The 19316-nt window shown below is 43.9% G+C and carries 20 protein-coding genes and 1 pseudogene; 17 read left to right on the top strand and 4 right to left on the bottom strand.

Annotated features, from left to right (window positions below; genetic code table 11):
- Positions 1-73 precede the first annotated feature (73 nt).
- Positions 74-785, bottom strand: a pseudogene (locus BWD162_RS06255) (tetratricopeptide repeat protein).
- 12 nt (positions 786-797) lie between these two features.
- On the opposite strand from BWD162_RS06255, the gene BWD162_RS07810 reads away from it, so the two are divergent.
- A complete protein-coding gene (locus BWD162_RS07810) occupies positions 798-959 on the top strand; it encodes a hypothetical protein (protein WP_194284884.1) in 162 nt (53 codons plus the stop codon).
- A 164-nt stretch (positions 960-1123) separates the two neighbouring features.
- Here the strand turns inward: BWD162_RS07810 and ykgO are convergent, their stop codons facing one another.
- Positions 1124-1249, bottom strand: coding sequence for a type B 50S ribosomal protein L36 (ykgO, locus tag BWD162_RS06250; RefSeq protein ID WP_034990194.1), 126 nt, complete (start codon positions 1247-1249; stop codon positions 1124-1126).
- Positions 1250-2549: 1300 nt separating this feature from the next.
- Here ykgO and BWD162_RS07745 point away from each other — a divergent pair.
- On the top strand, positions 2550-2708 hold the full coding sequence (locus tag BWD162_RS07745) for a hypothetical protein (protein ID WP_153301011.1): 159 nt from the start codon (positions 2550-2552) through the stop codon (positions 2706-2708).
- 419 nt (positions 2709-3127) lie between these two features.
- Here the strand turns inward: BWD162_RS07745 and BWD162_RS06245 are convergent, their stop codons facing one another.
- Positions 3128-4240, bottom strand: coding sequence for a 5-(carboxyamino)imidazole ribonucleotide synthase (locus BWD162_RS06245; RefSeq protein WP_078705872.1), 1113 nt, complete (start codon positions 4238-4240; stop codon positions 3128-3130).
- Positions 4224-4739 carry a 5-(carboxyamino)imidazole ribonucleotide mutase gene (gene purE, locus BWD162_RS06240; protein WP_078705871.1) on the bottom strand — a complete coding sequence of 172 codons (516 nt, stop codon included), beginning with the start codon at positions 4737-4739 and terminating at the stop codon, positions 4224-4226. Before purE ends, BWD162_RS06245 begins: the two co-directional genes overlap by 17 nt.
- A gap of 196 nt (positions 4740-4935) precedes the next feature.
- Here purE and BWD162_RS06235 point away from each other — a divergent pair, with 196 nt between their 5' ends.
- The 15 genes from BWD162_RS06235 to BWD162_RS06195 all read left to right on the top strand — a co-directional run bounded on the left by BWD162_RS06235 (position 4936) and on the right by BWD162_RS06195 (position 18992).
- Positions 4936-5211 carry a hypothetical protein gene (locus BWD162_RS06235; RefSeq protein WP_078705870.1) on the top strand — a complete coding sequence of 92 codons (276 nt, stop codon included), beginning with the start codon at positions 4936-4938 and terminating at the stop codon, positions 5209-5211.
- 458 nt (positions 5212-5669) lie between these two features.
- Positions 5670-5888, top strand: coding sequence for a translation initiation factor IF-1 (gene infA / locus BWD162_RS06230; RefSeq protein ID WP_010702900.1), 219 nt, complete (start codon positions 5670-5672; stop codon positions 5886-5888).
- 320 nt (positions 5889-6208) lie between these two features.
- Positions 6209-6838 (top strand): Maf family protein, encoded by a 630-nt coding sequence (locus tag BWD162_RS06225; RefSeq protein ID WP_078705869.1) that lies wholly within the window; start codon positions 6209-6211, stop codon positions 6836-6838.
- A gap of 100 nt (positions 6839-6938) precedes the next feature.
- Positions 6939-7079, top strand: coding sequence for a hypothetical protein (locus BWD162_RS07740; RefSeq protein WP_153301010.1), 141 nt, complete (start codon positions 6939-6941; stop codon positions 7077-7079).
- A gap of 100 nt (positions 7080-7179) precedes the next feature.
- A complete protein-coding gene (locus BWD162_RS08090) occupies positions 7180-7311 on the top strand; it encodes a hypothetical protein (RefSeq protein ID WP_257787960.1) in 132 nt (43 codons plus the stop codon).
- A 216-nt stretch (positions 7312-7527) separates the two neighbouring features.
- Positions 7528-7659 (top strand): hypothetical protein, encoded by a 132-nt coding sequence (locus tag BWD162_RS08085; RefSeq protein WP_257787959.1) that lies wholly within the window; start codon positions 7528-7530, stop codon positions 7657-7659.
- A gap of 888 nt (positions 7660-8547) precedes the next feature.
- Positions 8548-8697: a hypothetical protein gene (locus BWD162_RS07735; protein WP_153301009.1), complete on the top strand. Its 150-nt coding sequence runs from the start codon at positions 8548-8550 to the stop codon at positions 8695-8697.
- Between the two features lie 349 nt (positions 8698-9046).
- Entirely contained in the window at positions 9047-9226 is a 180-nt protein-coding gene (gene yacG / locus BWD162_RS06215; RefSeq protein WP_078705867.1) for a DNA gyrase inhibitor YacG, read from the top strand.
- A 530-nt stretch (positions 9227-9756) separates the two neighbouring features.
- Positions 9757-12339 (top strand): ATP-dependent chaperone ClpB, encoded by a 2583-nt coding sequence (gene clpB / locus BWD162_RS06210; protein WP_078705866.1) that lies wholly within the window; start codon positions 9757-9759, stop codon positions 12337-12339.
- A 1323-nt stretch (positions 12340-13662) separates the two neighbouring features.
- Positions 13663-13968: a hypothetical protein gene (locus BWD162_RS06205; RefSeq protein WP_078705865.1), complete on the top strand. Its 306-nt coding sequence runs from the start codon at positions 13663-13665 to the stop codon at positions 13966-13968.
- Positions 13969-14137: 169 nt separating this feature from the next.
- On the top strand, positions 14138-14284 hold the full coding sequence (locus BWD162_RS07730) for a hypothetical protein (RefSeq protein WP_153301008.1): 147 nt from the start codon (positions 14138-14140) through the stop codon (positions 14282-14284).
- A gap of 63 nt (positions 14285-14347) precedes the next feature.
- Positions 14348-14539, top strand: a complete 192-nt coding sequence (locus BWD162_RS07725) for a hypothetical protein (RefSeq protein WP_153301007.1) — start codon at positions 14348-14350, stop codon at positions 14537-14539.
- Between the two features lie 277 nt (positions 14540-14816).
- A complete protein-coding gene (locus BWD162_RS06200; protein ID WP_078705864.1) occupies positions 14817-16142 on the top strand; it encodes a PBSX family phage terminase large subunit in 1326 nt (441 codons plus the stop codon).
- 718 nt (positions 16143-16860) lie between these two features.
- Positions 16861-17061, top strand: a complete 201-nt coding sequence (locus BWD162_RS07720) for a hypothetical protein (RefSeq protein ID WP_153301006.1) — start codon at positions 16861-16863, stop codon at positions 17059-17061.
- A 77-nt stretch (positions 17062-17138) separates the two neighbouring features.
- Entirely contained in the window at positions 17139-18992 is a 1854-nt protein-coding gene (locus BWD162_RS06195) for a portal protein (RefSeq protein WP_442855921.1), read from the top strand.
- Positions 18993-19316 lie beyond the last annotated feature (324 nt).

Raw genomic sequence — 19316 nt, 5'->3', positions numbered from 1 at the left:
CCCTTATTATAGGATAGTTTAATGATTTCTACTAGATAAAAATTGTTTTATGATTTTTTCAAATGATAAAAATTCAAATATTTTGATCGAATTTTTTGCTTAAAAGCGTATCGATGCGGTTCTGGACTTGTTGCATTTGTGGATAAAATGTCAAAGCTGTTTCATAGGCTTTGATAGCAAGCTCTGGTCTTTGTGTAGCTTCCATGACGATTCCAAGCTCAAAAAACGCAATATAATTACGAGGTTCAAGTTGGAGGGCGTGATGAAGGTCTAGCATTGCTAGTTTGAAGTCGCTTAATTGAATGTGTATCCACGCACGCCTGCTCCAGGCTTCAGCATAGGTGGGGGAAAGTGCAATCGCTGTATCAAGATAATCCAAAGCAAGGCCATAATTTTCTGCACTAATGCCTTGTTCAGCCCATGTCATCAAAAGATCAATCGTTTCACTGCCAGATTGCGACCATAACCGTTGAATTTGCTGACTTATAGTTTTGGCTTCCCTTGCATTGGCACAGTATTTTAATTCTTTCAGTAAGCGTACGATCTCTTTTTCTTTACGCTGTTTAGTTCGGTGAGCATGGCTGTGGTACGGCGATTCTTTATCTTCTAAAAGAGTTTTAGCCGCATCTGGTTCATGAGGTGTTGTTGATGGTTGATTCGGGATGAGATCATCCAACGGTAAGAGCGATTGAGGAGAAGGCTCTTCAAATGGTGAAGATGGGGAAGATGCAGCAGAAACAAGTAGAGTAAATGAGGATGAAGAAGGTGAAAGTAAAGGCGGTGATGGTGAAAACGCAGTGAGTAGAGATAGTGTGGGTAGCAGTGGAGTGGGTAGAGATGCAGTGAAAAAAGATGATGAGAGAGAGGATGCAGTGAGAGAAGACGGGGGTGGAGGAGATGAAGATAAAACAGGAGTGGATGAGGCGAATGCGAATGGAGAGATATATCCATTACCGTGAAAAAGCAAAAAAAGAATACTAACACAGACTAAAATAAATATCTGTTTTTTCAAAGTCTTGAAATACAGAGGAAGAAAATGTATCATCAAAAATATGTTATAAAAAAGAGCTTTGAGAGCTTCAAAAAACAAAGTGCCCACAAAAAACAGCAGGCCACACCATCATTAACCTTGACGTGCTCTAAACCGTGGATTGGTTTTATTAAGGATGTAAATACGACCTTTGCGGCGCACCAACCGATTGTGGCGATGACGTGTTTTGAGTGCTTTGAGCGAATTTTTAATTTTCATAATAATCACCGTTTATAACGCATACTCATGATATGATACTCTTTTGGTATCATCACATAGTTCCTCTCATCACTACTTTAAAAAGCACCGCGCTTTTCTCAAAGAGATAACACCACTCATTGCTAATGAATAAGAAGAAAAATAAAATTTTTAGCAGGGTGTCTTAGTTTTGTCAACTAAGCGTTCGTTGTGGAATTGAGAAAAAGAAAAGGGCATTGAATGAATTGTTGGGTAAGGGAGGTGGGTGTAGGGTGTGAAAGCAAGGAGAGCTTAGGGACGAGTGAGGGGAGGTTAAGAGTGAATTGGGGATGTTGATAAGGGAATTTGTGTTGGGTTGGTAGAAGGGTAGAGGTGTGGGCTGCGGTATGGTGTGGGGCTAATGTGAGTGGGAAGAATATTAGGGGAGAGGATGGGGGATGAGAGGGGAGTGCACATGGGAGGTAGGTAGGGGTTGTTGGGAAGAAGAATTTGATAAAATGAGGAAAAAAGTACGTGAGCAGTAAGTAAGCATTGGTGAGAGAAGTTGTGAGTGCATTGATATAGAGGGAGGACTGGGGATTTCGGTTTGAGAGAGCGGATCTGGAGGGGCATGATACGGGTACGGGGGTGTTGGAAGAAGAGGGCTTGAGGGACAATTGGGGATGCTGATGGGGGAGTTTGTGCTGGTTCAGTAGAGAGGGCGTGGGTTGTGGGTATAGTTGGGGGACAAATTGATGGGTATTCTGTGGGGTTAGTGTGAGTGAGAAGAGGTGTAGATTATGAAAGTAAGATGTTAGGTAGAGAGAGGAGAATGTGCGTGGGAGAGATAGGATATGAGGCGTGGTGGAGGTGGTGATGTGTGGAGGGTAAGGAGTGCTTGAATGCGTTGGTAGGAGTATGCTGGCTGTTATTGGTATAGGGGAAATGCTGGAGAAGATGTTGGGGGCTTTGGTCTGAGAAGGTGGATCTGGAGTGGGAATAGTGTGCGAGTGGTGAGAAGAGATTGAGGGCAGGTGATGGATGGGGTGTGCTGGATTGGTAGGGGATGTGTGCTACGGTGTGGTGTGTGGGGGTGCTAATGGGAGTGGAAAAGATTATAGGTTGTGAAATAGGATGTTAGGTAAGGAGGGGGGAGTGCGCATGGGAGGAGTAGGGTATGAGGTGTAGGTAGTGAAGAAAGTGAAACTTTGGGGAATGTTGAGTACGTTGGTGGAAAAAGTGAGTTTAGGAGGTATGTGGGAAACAAACAAACGTTGATGAGAGAAGTTGTGAATGCATCAATGTGAGGGAATGTTGAGGCGAAGATGCTGGTGATTTTGGTTTGAGCAGGTGGATCTGGAGGGGAAATGGTATGTGGGGGGTGAGGAAAGCCTGGGATGTGCTGGTGGGAGGACTTGTTCGCTGTGTCGATAGAGGGGCACTGGCCGCAGTGTGGTGTGGGGTTGGTAGGAGTGAGAAGGGTATATTGGGGGAGAGATGAGAGGTGGGAGTGTGCGTGGGAGAGGGGAGGATATGGGGCGTGGGTAGTGAAAACAGTGAAACTTTGAGGAATGTTGAGTACGTTGGTGGAAAAAGTGAGTTTAGGAGGTATGTGGGAAACAAACAAACGTTGATGAGAGAAGTTGTGAATGCATCAATGTGAGGGAATGTTGAGGCGAAGATGCTGGTGATTTTGGTTTGAGCAGGTGGATCTGGAGGGGAAATGGTATGTGGGGGGTGAGGAAAGCCTGGGATGTGCTAGTGGGAGGACTTGTTCGCTGTGTCGATAGAGGGGTACTGGCCGCAGTGTGGTGTGGGGTTGGTAGGAGTGAGAAGGGTGTATTGGGGAAGAGGATGAGAGGTGGGAGTGTGCGTGGGAGAAGGGAGGAATGTGGGGCGTGGGGGGAGAAGATGGGTAGATTATGGGAGGTGAGGAGAAGGAGTGGCTGGTCCTGTTAACTGGATGACATGGCCCATCTTGCGTTCCGGTTGCACAGAGTTTTTACCATATAGATGCACGGATGTGTGTTCTTGCGTGAGGAAATGTTTAAAGTCATCCAAATTATGGCCAAGAAGGTTGGTCATTTCACAATTACTATGGCGGTATGTGTCACCTAAAGGAAGGCCACAAATGGCGCGAATATGCTGTTCAAACTGTGAGGTTGTGCATGCTTTTTGCGTCCAATGACCAGAGTTGTGTACACGAGGAGCAAATTCATTCACAAGAAAACGATCATCTGCTAAAACAAAAAATTCAATGCACAAGACACCAACGTAATCAAGAGTGCGCATAACCATGGAGCTTATCTCTTGTGCGGCTTCTTGTACGGCATGCGAAACTTTTGATGGAACAAATGTTTTGTGAAGAATACCATTTTTGTGCTGATTTTCAGGACAGTCATAAGAGGCAGAAGCTCCCTGGGATGAACGCGATGAGAGGACTGAAATTTCCGATGAAAAGGGTACAATTTCTTCTAAAATTGAAGGCTGATAATGAAGAGAGCTTAAAGCTGCGTCAATGATTTGTTCACTAGGATGATGAAGAACAACCTGGTTTTTGCCATCATAGCCAAAGCGCCTTGTTTTCAAAATGCCATGTCCACCCAATGCAGATAGCCCTGAAACTAAAGAAGCACGATTATGAACTGCGTACCATGAGGCTGTGAGAATACCTTTCTCATTCAAAAAAGTTTTTTCAAGAACTCGGTCTTGCGCAATTTCCAAAGTTTTAGATGATGGATAAAGGCGCTTTTCTTTTTCAATATAGTGAGCCGTTTGGAGAGGAAGATTTTCAAATTCATATGTGACAACATCACACATTTCAATCAGACGATCTAGTGCGACTTCATCATCGTAAGGAGCAATGATATGATGATTGGCTGTTTGCGCTGCTGGGCAATGTGCTTCAGGACAAAGAACAACTGTGCGATAACCAAGTTCTGCTGCTGCTATCGCTAACATGCGGGCTAATTGCCCCCCACCAATAAGACCAATCATACTTCCCGGTTGTAAACTCTCAGGAGGATGAAGCATCTAAAACCTCATTTATAGGGTACTCAGCAATATTTTCTGTTTGTTGTTTTCGCCATTCTTCAAGACGCTTCGCAAGGTTTTCATCATAAACAGCCATTACTGCTGCTGATAAAAGCGCTGCATTAATAGCACCTGCTTTGCCTATTGCTAATGTGCCAACTGGTATGCCTGCAGGCATTTGCACTATGGAAAGTAAAGAATCTTGACCAGATAACACGCGTGATTGCACAGGAACTCCAAAAACAGGCAATGGAGTTAAAGCTGCAAGCATGCCGGGAAGATGTGCTGCACCCCCAGCACCTGCTATCAAAATTTTAAAGCCTGCCGCTTTTGCCCCTTTCGCAAAGCGATAGAGCCGATCAGGGGTGCGGTGGGCAGAAATAATCTGTGAGACATGAGAAATGCCAAGCTGTGTTAAAATATCCGCGCTATGGCGCATTGTTTGCCAATCTGATTGGCTGCCCATTAAAAGCGCGACGTCAAATGCGTGTTTGGCCATTTCACATCCTTTGTTTGTTGCTTGACTTTATGTTTTGTCAAAGAAATTCACTTTCTTGCTTTTTTAAAACTCACCATTCTAAAAGTTTTCTATTTTTTTGCAAAGTTAATTTTTGCAAAGTCGAATAATAAGCGTCAACTATTTTTCTTTAATTGACTCATCTCGGATCGTATTTTGCAAAAAAGAAATAGAGATAATGGGGCAAGGTTATGATGGGGGAGTGTGGGGATGTTTTTTAGGTAGGTTTAGGGGGGTGTGGGAGAAGAAAGCGAGCGTTTGTGGGGACAGGTTGGTTGCGTTGGTGTGGTGGAATGCTTGGAAAGAGGAGGATCAGGAGAGAAAGTTGCGAGGAAAGGATCTGTGGATGAGAAGAGGAATAGAGGTGTGTGATGAATGCTGGATGATGAAGGGTTATGTTCGTTGTGTTGTAGAGGTGTGTTGGGGAAAGTTGTGGGAGAGAAAGTTGGGATGAGGAGGGAAAGATGCTGGGCGTTGTGTAGTGTGCTAAGAGGCTTTTGTTGGAGAGGATGGGTTTGCAAGGGTGGATTTGGAGAACAAATAATGTGCAAGAGGAGGGGGGAAGGAGAGGCGTTGAGAACTGGGGTATGAGGAGGAGTTAGAAAATAGAATTTGCAAAATGAGGCTGAAAAAGGGAAAAAAATGAGATTTTAAAAATCGAAGCTTTTAATCAAAACAGGCGAGAAAACCTTAAATCAAACATGACTGTTAATAAATGCAAAGGAAAATCTCATTCTTTGTTAAATCCCTGTTCACAAAACCGTAAAAATACGATATGAGTACCCTCTAATAATTTGCGATGTATAAACAATCAATAAATTTATATTATTATGCATTATAAAGTCAGAAAAATAAAAATAAAGTCGATAAAATAAAATCTAATTAATTCATTATAAAGAAAGCCATTTATTTATGTCCAAAGAAGAAGTTTTGGAATTTTCTGGTGTTGTAACCGAACTCTTGCCTAATGCAATGTTTCGCGTAAAACTAGAAAATGATCACGAAATTATTGCTCATACCGCTGGAAGAATGCGTAAAAACCGTATTCGTGTGTTGGCTGGTGATAAGATTATGGTTGAAATGACACCTTATGATTTGACAAAAGGGCGTATTACATATCGCTATAAATAAGAAATACAGAGGTGGGGCTGTTTTCTTACAATTTTCTCACTGTTTCATAAAAGTTCGTAAAGTTGTTCAAAAATACAGAAACTTCAAAACAATTTGGTGCATGCGTTTAAAAAAATTCCAAGTTGTTGATGGGAGTAAAGCGAGCTACAAGTAAAGTGAGGGTGTGCATAACGTGTCACACAGTAAGATTTGGTGGTTCCAAAAAAAGTCTGGTGCTCTAAAAGGCTCCTTTTGCAGGGAAAGTTTGCGGAAGAAAGAGTGTCAAAGTAAAGTTAAAGTCAGGTGATGCGTTTTAACGCAATCTCAAAGGGGTTTTCATTATGGAAATCGATTTGGTACTTGCTTCTGCTTCGCCGCGTCGTTTAGCACTTTTGGCGCAAATTGGTGTTAATCCAAGCCAAATTTATGCGGCTATGATTGATGAAACGCCAAAACCAAAAGAGCATCCCGCTCATTTGGCTAAGCGCTTAGCATGTGAAAAAGCACTCAAAGTTTATGAAAGTCTGTTATGCTCTGATCATAATAACGAATACGTTGTATCGTCGAAAAAATGTTTGATTTTGGCTGCTGATACTGTTGTTGCTGTTGGACATGTTATTCTTCCTAAACCCAGTGGGAAAAAGGAAGCTTATGAATGTTTGCACTTTCTGTCTGGGCGTTCTCACAACGTATATAGTGCTGTTTGTGTTGTGAGTGAATGTGGGAGCAAAACTGTTCAATTAGTCAAAAGTTGTATTCGTTTTCGGTATTTGAGCCCTTCAATGATTGAGGCTTATTTAGCTTGCCGGGAATGGGAGGGAAAAGCTGGTGGTTATGCTATTCAAGGCAAAGCTGGGGCTTTTGTTACCAATATTTCTGGTTCTTATTCCAATGTGGTTGGTTTACCATTGGCTCAAACAATGGATCTCTTAACAGCTTATCACTATCCTGTTCTCTCTAAGTGGGCTTAAAATATACCTTGAAAATGGGGACTAAGGTGCTGCTTAGATGGCGTAAAGAAGGAAGATAGTGTAGGCGGGGAAGGGTGTTGAGTGGTGAAGAGAGGTGCACGTGAAAGGGAAGAGAGGTGTGGGAATAAAGGGAAGAGGGAGGCGTGTGAGTGAGGGAGAACTAGAGGTGTGTGATATGGGGGGAGATGTTGTAGGGCGAAAAAGAGGATGGGAGAGAAACATTGATGCTTGTGTGGGGTAGTGCGATCAGAAGAGTGTTGGGGGCAAAGTTGTGGGGAGGTGTTGAGGGTAATGAAGGAGAGGGTGTGAGAGGATGGAAGTACTTTTTGTGAATTTAGGAGGTGCGTGGGAAGCAAGCAACAGTTGGTTGGGAACAGGTTGGTTGCATTGGTATTGGTGTGGGTCAATATTGGGGAGAAGATGCCGGGGGTTTTGGTTTGAAAAGGGGGATATGGAGGGGAAATGATGAGTGAATGAGAGTGTTGAAAGGAGGGGCGTTGAGTATGAGTGCTGTGTGGGGTAGGCAGCCAAGAGAGTGCTGAGGGTAGAGGTTGTGGGAAGGTGTTGAAGGCCGGAGAGGACTGTAGATGAGAGGAGGAGCACTAGAGATGTATGATGTGTTCGGAGCTTTGGAGAAAAAGACAGGAGAGGGCGTGAGAAGATGGAAGTGCTTTTTATGAATTTAGGAGGTGCGTGGGAAGCAAGCGACAGTTGGTTGGGGACAGGTTGGTTACATTGGTATTGTTGTGGGTGAATATTGGGGAGAAGATGCCGGGAGTTTTGGTTTGAAAGGGGGGATATGGAGGGGAAATGATGAGTGAATGAGAGTGTTGAAAGGAGGGGCGTTGAGTTGGGGTATGAGGAGGAGGTTGTAGGGTGAAGGAATGTTTGGGAGAGAAGTGTTAAGAGTGCAGTATGTGAGGTCAATGCGAATGGAAATGGTGGTGAAAGCAAAGTTGTAGGAAGGGTCTGTGGATAAAAGATGGGGGAACACTAGAGATGTGTGGTGTGTTAGGAGCGTTGAAGGAAAAGGCAGAAGAGAGCTGGGAGTGGTGGAGAGTGTGCTGTGTGGGGTAGTGCAGGGGAAAAGTGTGGAGGATGGTGAAGCTGGAGAGTGCTGGAGGCAAGGTTGGCTGCATTGGTGGAGGGTGTAAAAAGGACGGTGGTGAGTGTGTATGGTGATGTGAGGAGGAGGTTGTAGGTTGAAGAGAGTATTTGGGAGAAAAGCGTTAAAAGTGCGGTATGTGAGGTTAGTGCGAATGGAAATGGTGGTGAAGGCAAAGTTGTAGGAAGGGTCTGTGGATAAAAGATGGGGGAGCACTAGAGATGTGTGGTGTGTTAGGAGCGTTGAAGGAAAAGGCAAGAGAAATCTGGGAAAGGTGGAGAGTGTGCTCTGTGGAGCAGGAGGTTGGTTGCATTGGTATTGATGTGGGTAAATGTTAGGGAAAAGATGTCGGGGATTTTAGTTTACGAAGGTGGATTTGGAGGGATGAGTTGAGGGAAAATGGGCTGTATTTTTAAAGGGTACGGGTTTTAGGTGCTGTTAGGGTCAGCATGAGTGGGAGAGGTGTTGAGGGTAGTGGAAAGTGTAAGAGGATGGGGATTGAAGGCCATGAGGGCTGGAAATGGTTATAGGTGAGGAGGAGTTAGAGATGTATGGTGTACGTGTTGGTGGCTTTTAGGAAAAGAAGCGGGAGAGAGCTGGGAATGTGTTTGATAGGGATGGAGAGTGTGCTTTGTGGGGCAGGTTGATTGCGTTGGGTGTTGGTGTGGGCGGATGTTGGGGAGAAGATGCGGGGGGCTTTGGTTTGAGAGGGGGGATCTGGAAGGGAATGATGTATGTGTTAAGGAGGTGTTGAGAAGAGTATGGTGTTAAGTGTGAGTGCTGTGTGGGGTAATGCAGGGGAAAAGTGTAGAGGATGGTAAAGCTGGAGAGTGTTGGGGGTAAGGTTGGCTGTATTGGTGAAGGGCGTAAAGAGGACGGTGGTGAGTGTATATGGTGTGAGGAGGAGGCGTTGTAGGGTGAAGAGGGTGTTTTGGAGAGGAGTGTTAAGAGTGCGGTATGTGAGGTTTAGTGCGAGTGGAAATGGTGTTGAGGGTAAAGTTGTGGGAAGGGGCTGTGGATGAGAGAGGGAGGATGAATTTGAAGGGGTGAAAAGAAGGGGGATGATGTATAAGGGGAAGGGAAATGTATAAAAAGGAGAGACAATGCAGGAGCAATCAACACCACGGCGCCCATCACGCCCTTGTCCAGAATGCGGGAAAATGTCACAGCGCGATTCTTATCCTTTCTGTTCGTCACGGTGTCGGGCAATTGATTTAAATCGGTGGCTTTCAGGTGCTTATATTTTACCGCCACCGCCACACAATACAGATGAAGAAGAATAAAAGATGGGCAAAAAAGTTACGCTGTTAATGGAGTAGTTACATCACTATAATGGAAGTAAGTGATGGATTAGGATAAAATAAAATAGCGTAAAAGTGGAATAGAGTAAACATTGAATAAAATAAAAATAGAATAAATTAAAAGAAGCGTTGTGAAATAAAGAAATGTGGTGGCATAAAGAAGCATAGCGGAATAAAAGAAATGTAAAAAGTGTAAAAAAACCTAAGAAAATTGCACTTCTTATGCGTATCACTATGTTTTTAATAACGCTGTTTCTTACTCTCTTTTTGTTATACTTATTATTTGCCCGCCTTTTGCCATGATTAGCACATTTCCCTCTTGCCATGATTATTGTGAGAACCCATATAAAGGTGTGACAATTTGGTTACAGTATATTCATTTGTTACAGTGGGTGATTGTTCGGTGATTATTAATTTTATCGTATGAATAATTGGAGTGTGACCTTAAAGAGATTCTTTTAAATGGGTGTCTTCAAGGGTAGACATGTGAGAGTGCAAGAGAAGGGAAAACAATGAACGTGGACAAATATAGCGAACAGCTGCAAATGTTTCTACAAACAGCACAAGGCAGTGCTCTTGCTTCTGATCACCAACAATTTATGCCTGAGCACTTGTTGAAAGCGCTATTAGAGGATAGTCAAGGTTTGGCTATTTCTTTGATCCAAAAAGCTGGGGGTGATTTGCCTGCGCTTAAAGACGCACTTAAAGATGCGCTTAATGCTTTGCCTAAAGTGCAGGGTGGAAATGGCCAGCTCTATATGTCGCAACCTTTGGCGAAAGTCTTAAAAATAGCTGAGGATCTGGCGCAAAAAGCTGGTGATCAGTTTGTGACTGTGGAACGTGTGTTGCAAGCGCTTGTTATGGAGAAAACAGCTAAAACTGCCGATATTTTATCAAATGCAGGGGTGACACCACAGGCTCTTAATCATGCAATTAATGCAATGCGAAAGGGAAAAACAGCGACAAGCCCGCATGCTGAAAGTCAGTATGACGCTTTGGAAAAATATGCACGCGATTTGACAAAAGATGCACGTGAAGGGAAACTTGACCCTGTTATTGGTCGGGAAGAAGAAATTCGTCGGGCTATTCAAGTTTTATCACGCCGGACTAAAAATAATCCTGTTCTTATTGGGGAACCTGGTGTTGGAAAAACTGCAATTGTTGAAGGTTTGGCATTGCGTATTGTTAATGGAGATGTTCCTGAGACGTTGCGTGATAAACATCTTTATGCGCTTGATATGGGGGCGCTTATTGCGGGAGCAAAATATCGTGGTGAATTTGAGGAACGTTTGAAGGCCGTTTTAGCAGATGTGCAAGCTGAAAATGGGCAGATCATTTTGTTTATTGATGAATTGCATAATCTTGTTGGTGCTGGGAAATCTGACGGACCTATGGATGCTTCCAATTTGCTTAAACCTGCTTTAGCACGGGGTGAGCTCCATTGTATTGGGGCAACCACGCTTGAGGAATATCGCAAATATGTGGAAAAGGATGCTGCTTTAGCACGCCGTTTTCAGCCTGTTTTTGTGCCTGAACCCACACTTGATGATACGATCTCTATTTTACGCGGGATTAAAGAAAAATACGAGCAACACCACAAAGTGCGCTTGGCTGATAGTGCTTTGATTGCTGCTGCACGCCTTTCAAACCGGTATATTACTGATCGCTTTTTACCCGATAAGGCAATTGACCTTATTGATGAGGCTGCGGCGCGGTTGCGTATGCAGGTTGATTCCAAGCCAGAAGAGCTTGATCATATTGATCGGCGAATTTTGCAGTTAAAGATTGAACGAGAAGCTTTGAAAACGGAAGTTGATCCCACAGCAAAAGAGCGTTTACAAACGGTGCAAGCCGAACTCGATACATTGGAAAAACAGTCTTCTGAAATGACGCAGGTTTGGCAGGCTGAAAAACAAAAATTGGGGCATGCTGCTGATTTGAAAAAAAGGCTCGAAGAAGCGCGAAATGCTTTGGCTATTGCACAGCGCAATGGGCAGTTTCAACAGGCTGGAGAATTAGCCTATAGTGTGATTCCTGATCTTGAAAAACAGCTAAGCGCTGCTGAAAATGATGAGCAACGCAATAATTTGATTGAAGAAATTGTGATGGTTGAACATGTGGCACAAATTGTTTCACGCTGGACAGGGGTTCCTGTTGATCGGATGCTTGAGGCAGAACGTGAGCGGTTGTTACGTATGGAAGATGAGATCAGCCAACGTGTTGTGGGACAAGCAGATGCTGTTCAGGCTGTGGCCCGTGCTGTGCGTCGTGCCCGTGCTGGATTACAAGATCCCAACCGGCCTATTGGGTCTTTTATGTTCTTAGGACCAACGGGTGTTGGAAAAACCGAATTGACAAAGGCACTTGCGGCTTTTCTCTTTCAAGATTCTAACGCAATGCTGCGTATTGATATGTCTGAATATATGGAAAAACATGCTGGTGCACGGCTGATTGGTGCGCCCCCTGGATATGTTGGATATGAGGAAGGTGGTGTGCTGACAGAAGCTGTGAGACGTAGACCCTATCAGGTTATTCTTTTTGACGAAATTGAAAAAGCACATCCTGATATTTTTAATCTCTTGTTGCAAGTGCTTGATGAAGGGCGTTTAACCGATAGCCAAGGACGGACAGTTGATTTTCGTAATACTTTGCTCATTATGACTTCTAATCTTGGGGCTGATATTTTAACGGCTTTACCTGAAGGGCAAACAACCGATGCGGCTAGAGATGATGTTATGCGTATTGTTAAAGCAGCGTTCCGGCCAGAATTTTTAAACCGAGTCGATGAGATTATTCTCTTTGAGAGATTACAGCGCAAAGATATGGAAGCGATTGTTGATATTCAGATCAAACATTTACAAAATTTACTTGGTGAGCGCAAAATTACAGTGCAGATCGAACAGGAAGCGAAAGAATTTTTAGCCAATAAGGGTTATGACCCGCTTTATGGAGCACGGCCTTTAAAGCGCATTATTCAAAAGGAAATTCAAGATCCTTTGGCTGAAGATATTTTGCTTGGGGCTATTGGTGATGAAACAACAGTTGCTATTACAAAAACAGGTGATCGTTTGACTTTTTCTCCCATTACGGGTTAGCTCACAAGTGCTTAGAACCAAAAGAGAAAAAAGTTAATGAGAGTTGACAAGGTGAACGTAAACTGATACCATTATAGCATAATCACAATTGTATCTCTCATCCATAAATGCTTGAAAATAAGGTTTTCGTAGGGATGGTACCTGCCGTGTTGTCTACCGCGTAGGAGGTTAGTTTGTGCGCTGTGATTGTAGCGGTAATGTAGGCAAGATTTCATGAGACATGGTGGTTTTATGACAAGTGTCGGTGAAATGTCGATAATATGAAGCTATCGAGAGTGTAGAAGCTATCGGTGGCGTGGAAGTATTTAAGACCGTAGGGGTGTGGGTGTTGACGATGTGAGGGTACCCGATAGATTTGTGCCTTTCTTGTGAGAAGGGGCTTAAGAGGTAGTCGTGAGGGGTAAGTTGCGAAGAATGAGTTGCTTGGCCAATCAATTGCCACTTGGGTGAGGGTTTTTCTGAATAAGTTAAGAGTTTTTTGAAGATGTTTGAGCCAGGTGAGATGGAGAGGTTTTAGGGGATTGTGCCTGGGGCCTTATGCGTGGTGTGTTTAGAGTTTTTTCGTTGTTTCAGATTTAGTCGTGTTTTTGTAATTTGCATGTCATTTTTTGTGACTAAGTTTTGCTCTTTTCTGGCTATTTGAGTGGGATTTTTGCTCCCGACTTTATGTGTGGTTGAGCTTACAGTTTTCTTAAGTTTTTCTGTGATGGGTTGGTAGTTTTCGCTGTGAGGGGGTGTTATTTTCTTGTCATTTGAGTGGTTTTTACTCACGACTTTACGTGTAATTGAGATTACGATTTTCTTAAATTTTTCTATGATGTGTTAATGGTTTTGCCCCTGATGAGAGTGTTGTTTGCTTGTCATTTGGGTGTATCTCCTGTGGATTTATGGGGGAGATTATTGGTAGTGGCGAAATTAATGAGGAGGAATGATTGAAATGGTTTTTCATATCTTTGGGCGTAAGATGCTTTGAGAGGGGAGGGTTGTTTTTTATATGGTCATTTCTTTGTGATATTATTGGTGGGGCGTGTTATTGATACGATATGTTGTTGGGAACATGAAAAATAAGAGGGGCCTTTCTTTATGATTGGGTGGTGCCCATTCTTTGTTGTGGGAAACCCTTGTTGTGAGAGGTGATAGAGTCCTTCTTTTGGGAAACAACGGAGTTTTCTTAAAAAACAAGCCAATCTTTTAGAATGTTTACTGATTTTTGATTAGTGTTGGGCTTCGAGCTTTTTACGTCAGTAGATGAGTGAATGGCTTGTATTAAGATTTATGAGGGACTGCAATAGATTTGTTTATAGTCGGTAAAGGAATGTTAGCGTGGTGAACGAACAGTCTGTGCCTGTACGTGGAAGAGGACGGCCTAAAGGCTCATTGAATAAAAATACAAAGTTGCTCAAAGATGCTCTTTTGGCAGCTGCTACGCAAGCAGGAGATCACTATGGTCGTGATGGCTTGGTGTCTTATCTTGAATATCATGCGATTAATAATCCGGTGTCTTTTTTCTCGCTTTTAGCAAAAGTTTTGCCTCTGCAAGTAAGTGGGGAAGAAGGGAGCGATGTTAAAACAACAGTGTCGCGTGTTGAAATTGTGCCGATGGCTCCTAAAGCCGCAATAACGGAATGATCGTAAGACATCTGTTTTTGATGTATGACATTCTGAAAATCTTTGTTCTATTGGTTGTGGGTGTTTTTGTTGACTGTGGGTTTGTGTGCAATTTCTCATACATTTTAACACTAAGTTCTGTTTTTAAAAGCTTATTGTAAATTCTTGGTTGATGGTGGGATAGTGATTTTTGGTGCAGCCAGTTTGGTTGGCTGCAGTGGTGAGAGGTTTTAATGAAAAGAGTTATGCGTGGCGAGGGGAAGCTTTGTGTGTAGCGGTGGAGGATTGTGCGTGCTTGGGAGGAGGACTGCATGGCATAGTGAGAAAGACCACATGACCAGGAGGAACGGTGTAGTAGCGGAAAGGCTTGTGGCTGATGAGATCTATGTGGTGAAAAGGTTTGTGTGGTGAGGAGAGAACTACGTATGGTGAGAATGTTCATTGTAGCAGGGGGAGGCTTTGTGTAGTTGGTGAGGTTTTGTGTGGTGGAGGAAGTCTGCGTGTGCAAGGAAGAGGACTGCATGGTGGGGAGAAACTGTGTGCTAACGGAGGAGTTGGTGTGACGAAGGTTCTTGTGTGGATTCTTAGTTGATGGTAGGGCGATGATTTTTCAGTGCAAGCCAGTTTGGTCGGCTGCAATGGAGAGGGGTTTTAGTGAAGGAGGGTTTGCGTGGTGGAGAGAAGTTTGTGTAGTTGGTGAAGGTTTTGTGTAGTGGAGGAAGTATGCTGGAGGAAGCGTGTGTGCAGTAGAGAGAGTTGCATAGTAAGAAGAGCCGCGTAGCAGGGAGGGGCTATACCCTCATGAGGGGATGGTACTGTGTTTGATCTGCTGTGGGGTTATTCTCATGATGTTACAATGATATCTCTTAATGACGACTGTTCAAATTGCTCTTATTCCGAAATTGATTCCTGTTTTTTCTGGTCAGGCTGATGTGCGTGCTGCTTGGGGAGGACGTGGATCTGGTAAAACACGCTCTTTTGCCCTGATGTCGGCTGTGATTGGATATCGACATGGGAAGGTAGGGGAGAGAGGCATTATTTTATGTGCAAGACAGTTTCAAAATTCGCTGAATGAAAGTTCGCTAGAGGAAATTAAACGCGCTATTGAATCTTACAGTTTTTTGAGAGACTATTATGAGATCGGTGATAAATACGTTAGATCAAAAGATGGACGTATTGTTTATGCATTTGCTGGTTTAGATCGCAATATTGCAAGCATTAAATCAATGGGGCGCATTCTGCTTTGTTGGGTTGATGAGGCTGAGCCTGTTACTGAGGCTGCTTGGCAAACGTTGATTCCAACCTTGCGGGAAGAAGGGGAAAATTGGCATTGTGAATTATGGGTTACGTGGAACCCTTTACGCGAGAATGCCCCTGTTGAAAAGCGATTTCGTACTGTGAAGGACCCTCATATCAAGGGAGCTGAAATCAATTGGAGGGATAATCCTCGATTTCCTGATAGGCTCAATCGTGCCCGGGAAGCTGATTTTACCCAAAGGCCTGAGCAGTACAATCATATTTGGGAAGGAGAATATCTACAAGCTGTGCAAGGAGCGTATTATCAAAAATTATTGCTTGAGGCTGAGCAGGAAGGACGCGTTACTCATGTGCCGCGTGACCCGCTCATTCAGATCAAGATCTTTTGGGATATTGGTGGAACGGGAGCAAAGGCTGATGCGACGGCTTTATGGGTTGCGCAATTTATTGGACGCGAGATCCGTGTTCTCGATTATTATGAAGCACAAGGGCAGCCTTTATCGGAGCATATTGGATGGGTGTGCCAAAGGGGATATGATAAAGCTTTAATGGTTTTGCCTCATGATGGAGCGACAAAAGATCGCGTTTGTAATGTTAGTTTTGAAAGTGCTCTTCAACACGCTGGTTTTCAGACCAAAATTATTCCCAACCAAGGAGTGGGTGCCGTCAAAATGCGTATCGAAGCTGTGAGGCGTTTATTTCCAGCTATATGGTTTAATCGTGATACAACAACAGCAGGACGAAAAGCGCTTGCATGGTACCATGAAAAACGCGACGAACAGCGTAATATTGGTTTGGGAGCTGAACATGATTGGGCAAGCCATGGGGCTGATAGTTTTGGGTTGATGTGTATTGCTTATGAACAGCCCAATATCCAACCGCGAAAAAATGTTTATCGTTCTTCTCAGAGTTCTTCAACTTCATGGATGGCTTTTTGAGCACATAGGTAGTTTGAAGTGCGCGGGTGGTGCAATAGGTGGTTTGAGGGAGGGCGGTGGCTTGAGGGGGCGCTCATGGGTGCTTTGAATGATATGAAGGTGAGGGCTTGAGAGAGGGATAAAACGCCGCGAGGAGAAAGGTTTGTGAGGAAGCAACCGTGAAGGAGGGGGGTTGAGTTTGTGGTGAATGAGGCTATGAGGGTTCGTGGATGTATGGGTGATTTGTGAGCCTCATGGGTGCTTGTGAGGGGTATGAAGGGTGAAGGTCTTGTGAGGGGGATGAAAACGCCATGAGGGGGGAAGGTTTGTGAGGAAGCAACCGTGAAGGCGGGGGGTTGAGTTTGGGTGAATGAGGCTATGAGGGTTCGTGGATGTATGGGTGATTTGTGAGCCTCATGGGTGCTTGTGAGGGGTATGAAGGGTGAAGGTCTTGTGAGGGGGATGAAAACGCCATGAGGGGGGAAGGTTTGTGAGGAAGCAACCGTGAAGGCGGGAGGTTGAGTTTGTAGAGAATGAGGTCATGAGAGGAACTTGAAAGATATGAGGATTTCGTGGATGTATGGGTCGCTTGTGTGGGTTTTCATGGGTGGCTTGAGTGGCGTTATGGGTGTTTTGAGTGATGTGAGGGGTGAAGGTTTGTAAGAGCGGTGAAAACGCCATAAAGGGTGAGGTCACGAGGGAGAAAGGTTTGTGAAGGTGAAGGCTTTGAGGGGTAACTGTGAGGACGAGGGATTTGAGCTCGTGGAACATGAGGCCAAGAGAGGAACTTGAGGTTGTGAGAAGGATTGAAGCTATGAGAGTTCGTGGATGTATTGAGTGGCTTTTAAAGCTTATAGGTGTTTTGAAGCATATGAGTGTTTTGGACGATATGAAGAGGGTGAAGACCACGAAGAGGAAAAACCGTGAAAACGAAAATTAAGTTCGTGGGGAGTTAAGGCTTGTGCAGAGTTTTGCACATTGTAGGTGAATTTATCATCGTGGATGGTTTTTAACATTATGGGTGACTTTTTAATGGACCAACAGACATCTTTAATCGATCCGATTGAGACACTTCAACATCAGGCACTCTTTAAAAAGCTTGTTACCTGGTATCAGGAAGATATTGCGCATGTCGAACAGTGGCGAAAAAACGCTCAAGAAGATTATGACTTTTATAATGGGCGACAATGGAATGAGCAAGATCTTGCTGTATTGCGAGAACACAATAGACCTGTGATGACTTTTAACCGCATTGCTCCTTTGGTAAATGCTGTGATTGGGGCTGAGCGCAACAATAAACGACAGGTTCAATTTATTCCTCGGCAACCAGGAGCAGCTTTGGCCAATCAGATTTTAACGGGAGCGGCTGAATGGTTTCGTGATGAGGCTGATGGAGAATATGAAGATTCTGACGCTTTTCAAGATGCCATTATTTGTGGGATGGGTTGGACTGATACGCGGCTTGATTATGAAGATGACCCTAATGGAAAGCCTGTAATTACGCGCTTGGATCCTATGAAAATGGTATGGGATGCAAGTGCTGTTAAGCCTAATCTTATTGATGCGCAGCGCCTATGGTATATCGATGAAAAGCCTTTAGAGATTGCGCAAGAAATGTTCCCCGATGTTCATTGGAGTGATCTGCATGCCGATTGGGCACACCACCTTGTTTCAACACGGTCAGGTAGAAGTGGTGCACAAAGTTATGGAGATGCAATCGACGATGAATTTAGCTATCATGAGCGCACAATGGTGACGCTGGCTGAATGTCGGTGGTTTGAACGTGAGGTTTATTATAAAGTTCTCAACTTGGAAACTGGGCAATATATTGATTATTCTGAGGAAGATTTTCAATTTTTGCGCAAAAATAATCCGCATATCCAAGCAACAAGATTGACGAAAAAAGTTGTTAAACGTGCTTTTTTAGGTAAAAGATTGTTTGAAGCTCCTGATAAGCCATTGGTGCCATCCAATCAATTGGGGTGGGAGTGCATTACGGGCTATTTTGATAAATTCAGTCGACATTTTTACGGGGTTGTAAAGCCTGCAAAAGATCCACAACGGTGGGCTAATAAATATTTTAGTCAAGTGATGCATTTGCTCAATAGCCAATCCAAAGGTGGGGTTATGGCTGAACGAGATGCTTTTGATGACGATCGCCAAGCTATGGAAAGCTGGGCAAGGGCGGATAGTATTACGTGGCTTAAAAGTGGCGCTTTGGCTAGTGGAAGAATACAACCAAAACCTGCTGGGCAATTTCCCAACGGGTTTTTCCAGCTTTTTAATGAAGCAAAGGGAGCTATTTCTCAGGTTACAGGGTTGTCTGCGGAATTTGTTGGAACACGTGCGGTAAATCAACCGGGTGTTCTTGAAGAACAACGCCGTCAATCATCGCTTAATTTATTGGCATCCTTCTTTGATGGTTTGCGACGCTATCGACAGCGACAGGGAAAAATTATTCTTTATCTTATTCAAAATTATCTTTCTGATGGGCGATTGGTGCGTATTGCTGGGGAAGAAAATGCTCAGTATGTTCCGCTAACGCGGGAAGTTATTACAAGTTTAGAATATGATATTGTGGTGGATGATGCTCCAACAAGTCCTAATGAAAAAGAGCGCACTTTTGCTATGATTACACAGTTGCTCCCTTTGATGCAAAATTTTGCAACACCAGATATTATGCTCGACTTGTTACGCTATTCACCTTTGCCGGCATCGCTCATTCACAAAATTGCTACAAAAGCTGGGCAGCAGCAGGAGCAATTGCAAAGTGGTCAACAAGTTGGGGCACAAAATGAGGGCGCGCAAGAGACAAAACAAGCGATCCAAGCTCTTTTGCGTATGGCGCAAAATGCACAACAAACTTCCTAATGGATAAGAACTGTATCTTTATTGCCTCTTATTATTTGCCTTATTGGTTTGGAGGTGGTGGGGTGAGGCTTTGTTGAGGAAAAAGGTGTTGCCTTTAAAGGCGAGGGGGTACACTGGGTGAGGAAGTGTTGTTTTAAGGAGGCGGAAGGCTGATTGTCTGGGAGAAGCTATTGCCTGCTAGGGACTGTGTAAGGAGAGAGCGTTGTTTGACAGGGAGATTATTCGTGTGAGGAAAGAGCTGGCACAGTAGATGAGGAAGTGTTGCAGTTGGGAGGGATGATGGGGAAATGTTGCAGCTGGAGAATGGAAGAAGCATTGCGGTTG

The organism is Bartonella sp. WD16.2 (genome assembly GCF_002022505.1).
GTDB lineage: Bacteria > Pseudomonadota > Alphaproteobacteria > Rhizobiales > Rhizobiaceae > Bartonella.
Note: the sequence above shows the minus strand (reverse complement) of the source record. Positions and strands in the feature narration are given on the sequence as shown.

Excerpts from the sequence above, each read along its gene's own strand:
- ykgO (WP_034990194.1), bottom strand. The coding sequence starts at position 1,249 with ATGAAAATTAAAAATTCGCTCAAAGCACTCAAAACACGTCATCGCCAC.
- BWD162_RS06245 (WP_078705872.1), bottom strand. The coding sequence starts at position 4,240 with ATGCTTCATCCTCCTGAGAGTTTACAACCGGGAAGTATGATTGGTCTT.
- purE (WP_078705871.1), bottom strand. The coding sequence starts at position 4,739 with ATGGCCAAACACGCATTTGACGTCGCGCTTTTAATGGGCAGCCAATCA.
- BWD162_RS06235 (WP_078705870.1), top strand. The coding sequence starts at position 4,936 with ATGGGGCAAGGTTATGATGGGGGAGTGTGGGGATGTTTTTTAGGTAGG.
- infA (WP_010702900.1), top strand. The coding sequence starts at position 5,670 with ATGTCCAAAGAAGAAGTTTTGGAATTTTCTGGTGTTGTAACCGAACTC.
- BWD162_RS06225 (WP_078705869.1), top strand. The coding sequence starts at position 6,209 with ATGGAAATCGATTTGGTACTTGCTTCTGCTTCGCCGCGTCGTTTAGCA.
- yacG (WP_078705867.1), top strand. The coding sequence starts at position 9,047 with ATGCAGGAGCAATCAACACCACGGCGCCCATCACGCCCTTGTCCAGAA.
- clpB (WP_078705866.1), top strand. The coding sequence starts at position 9,757 with ATGAACGTGGACAAATATAGCGAACAGCTGCAAATGTTTCTACAAACA.
- BWD162_RS06200 (WP_078705864.1), top strand. The coding sequence starts at position 14,817 with ATGACGACTGTTCAAATTGCTCTTATTCCGAAATTGATTCCTGTTTTT.
- BWD162_RS06195 (WP_442855921.1), top strand. The coding sequence starts at position 17,139 with ATGGGTGACTTTTTAATGGACCAACAGACATCTTTAATCGATCCGATT.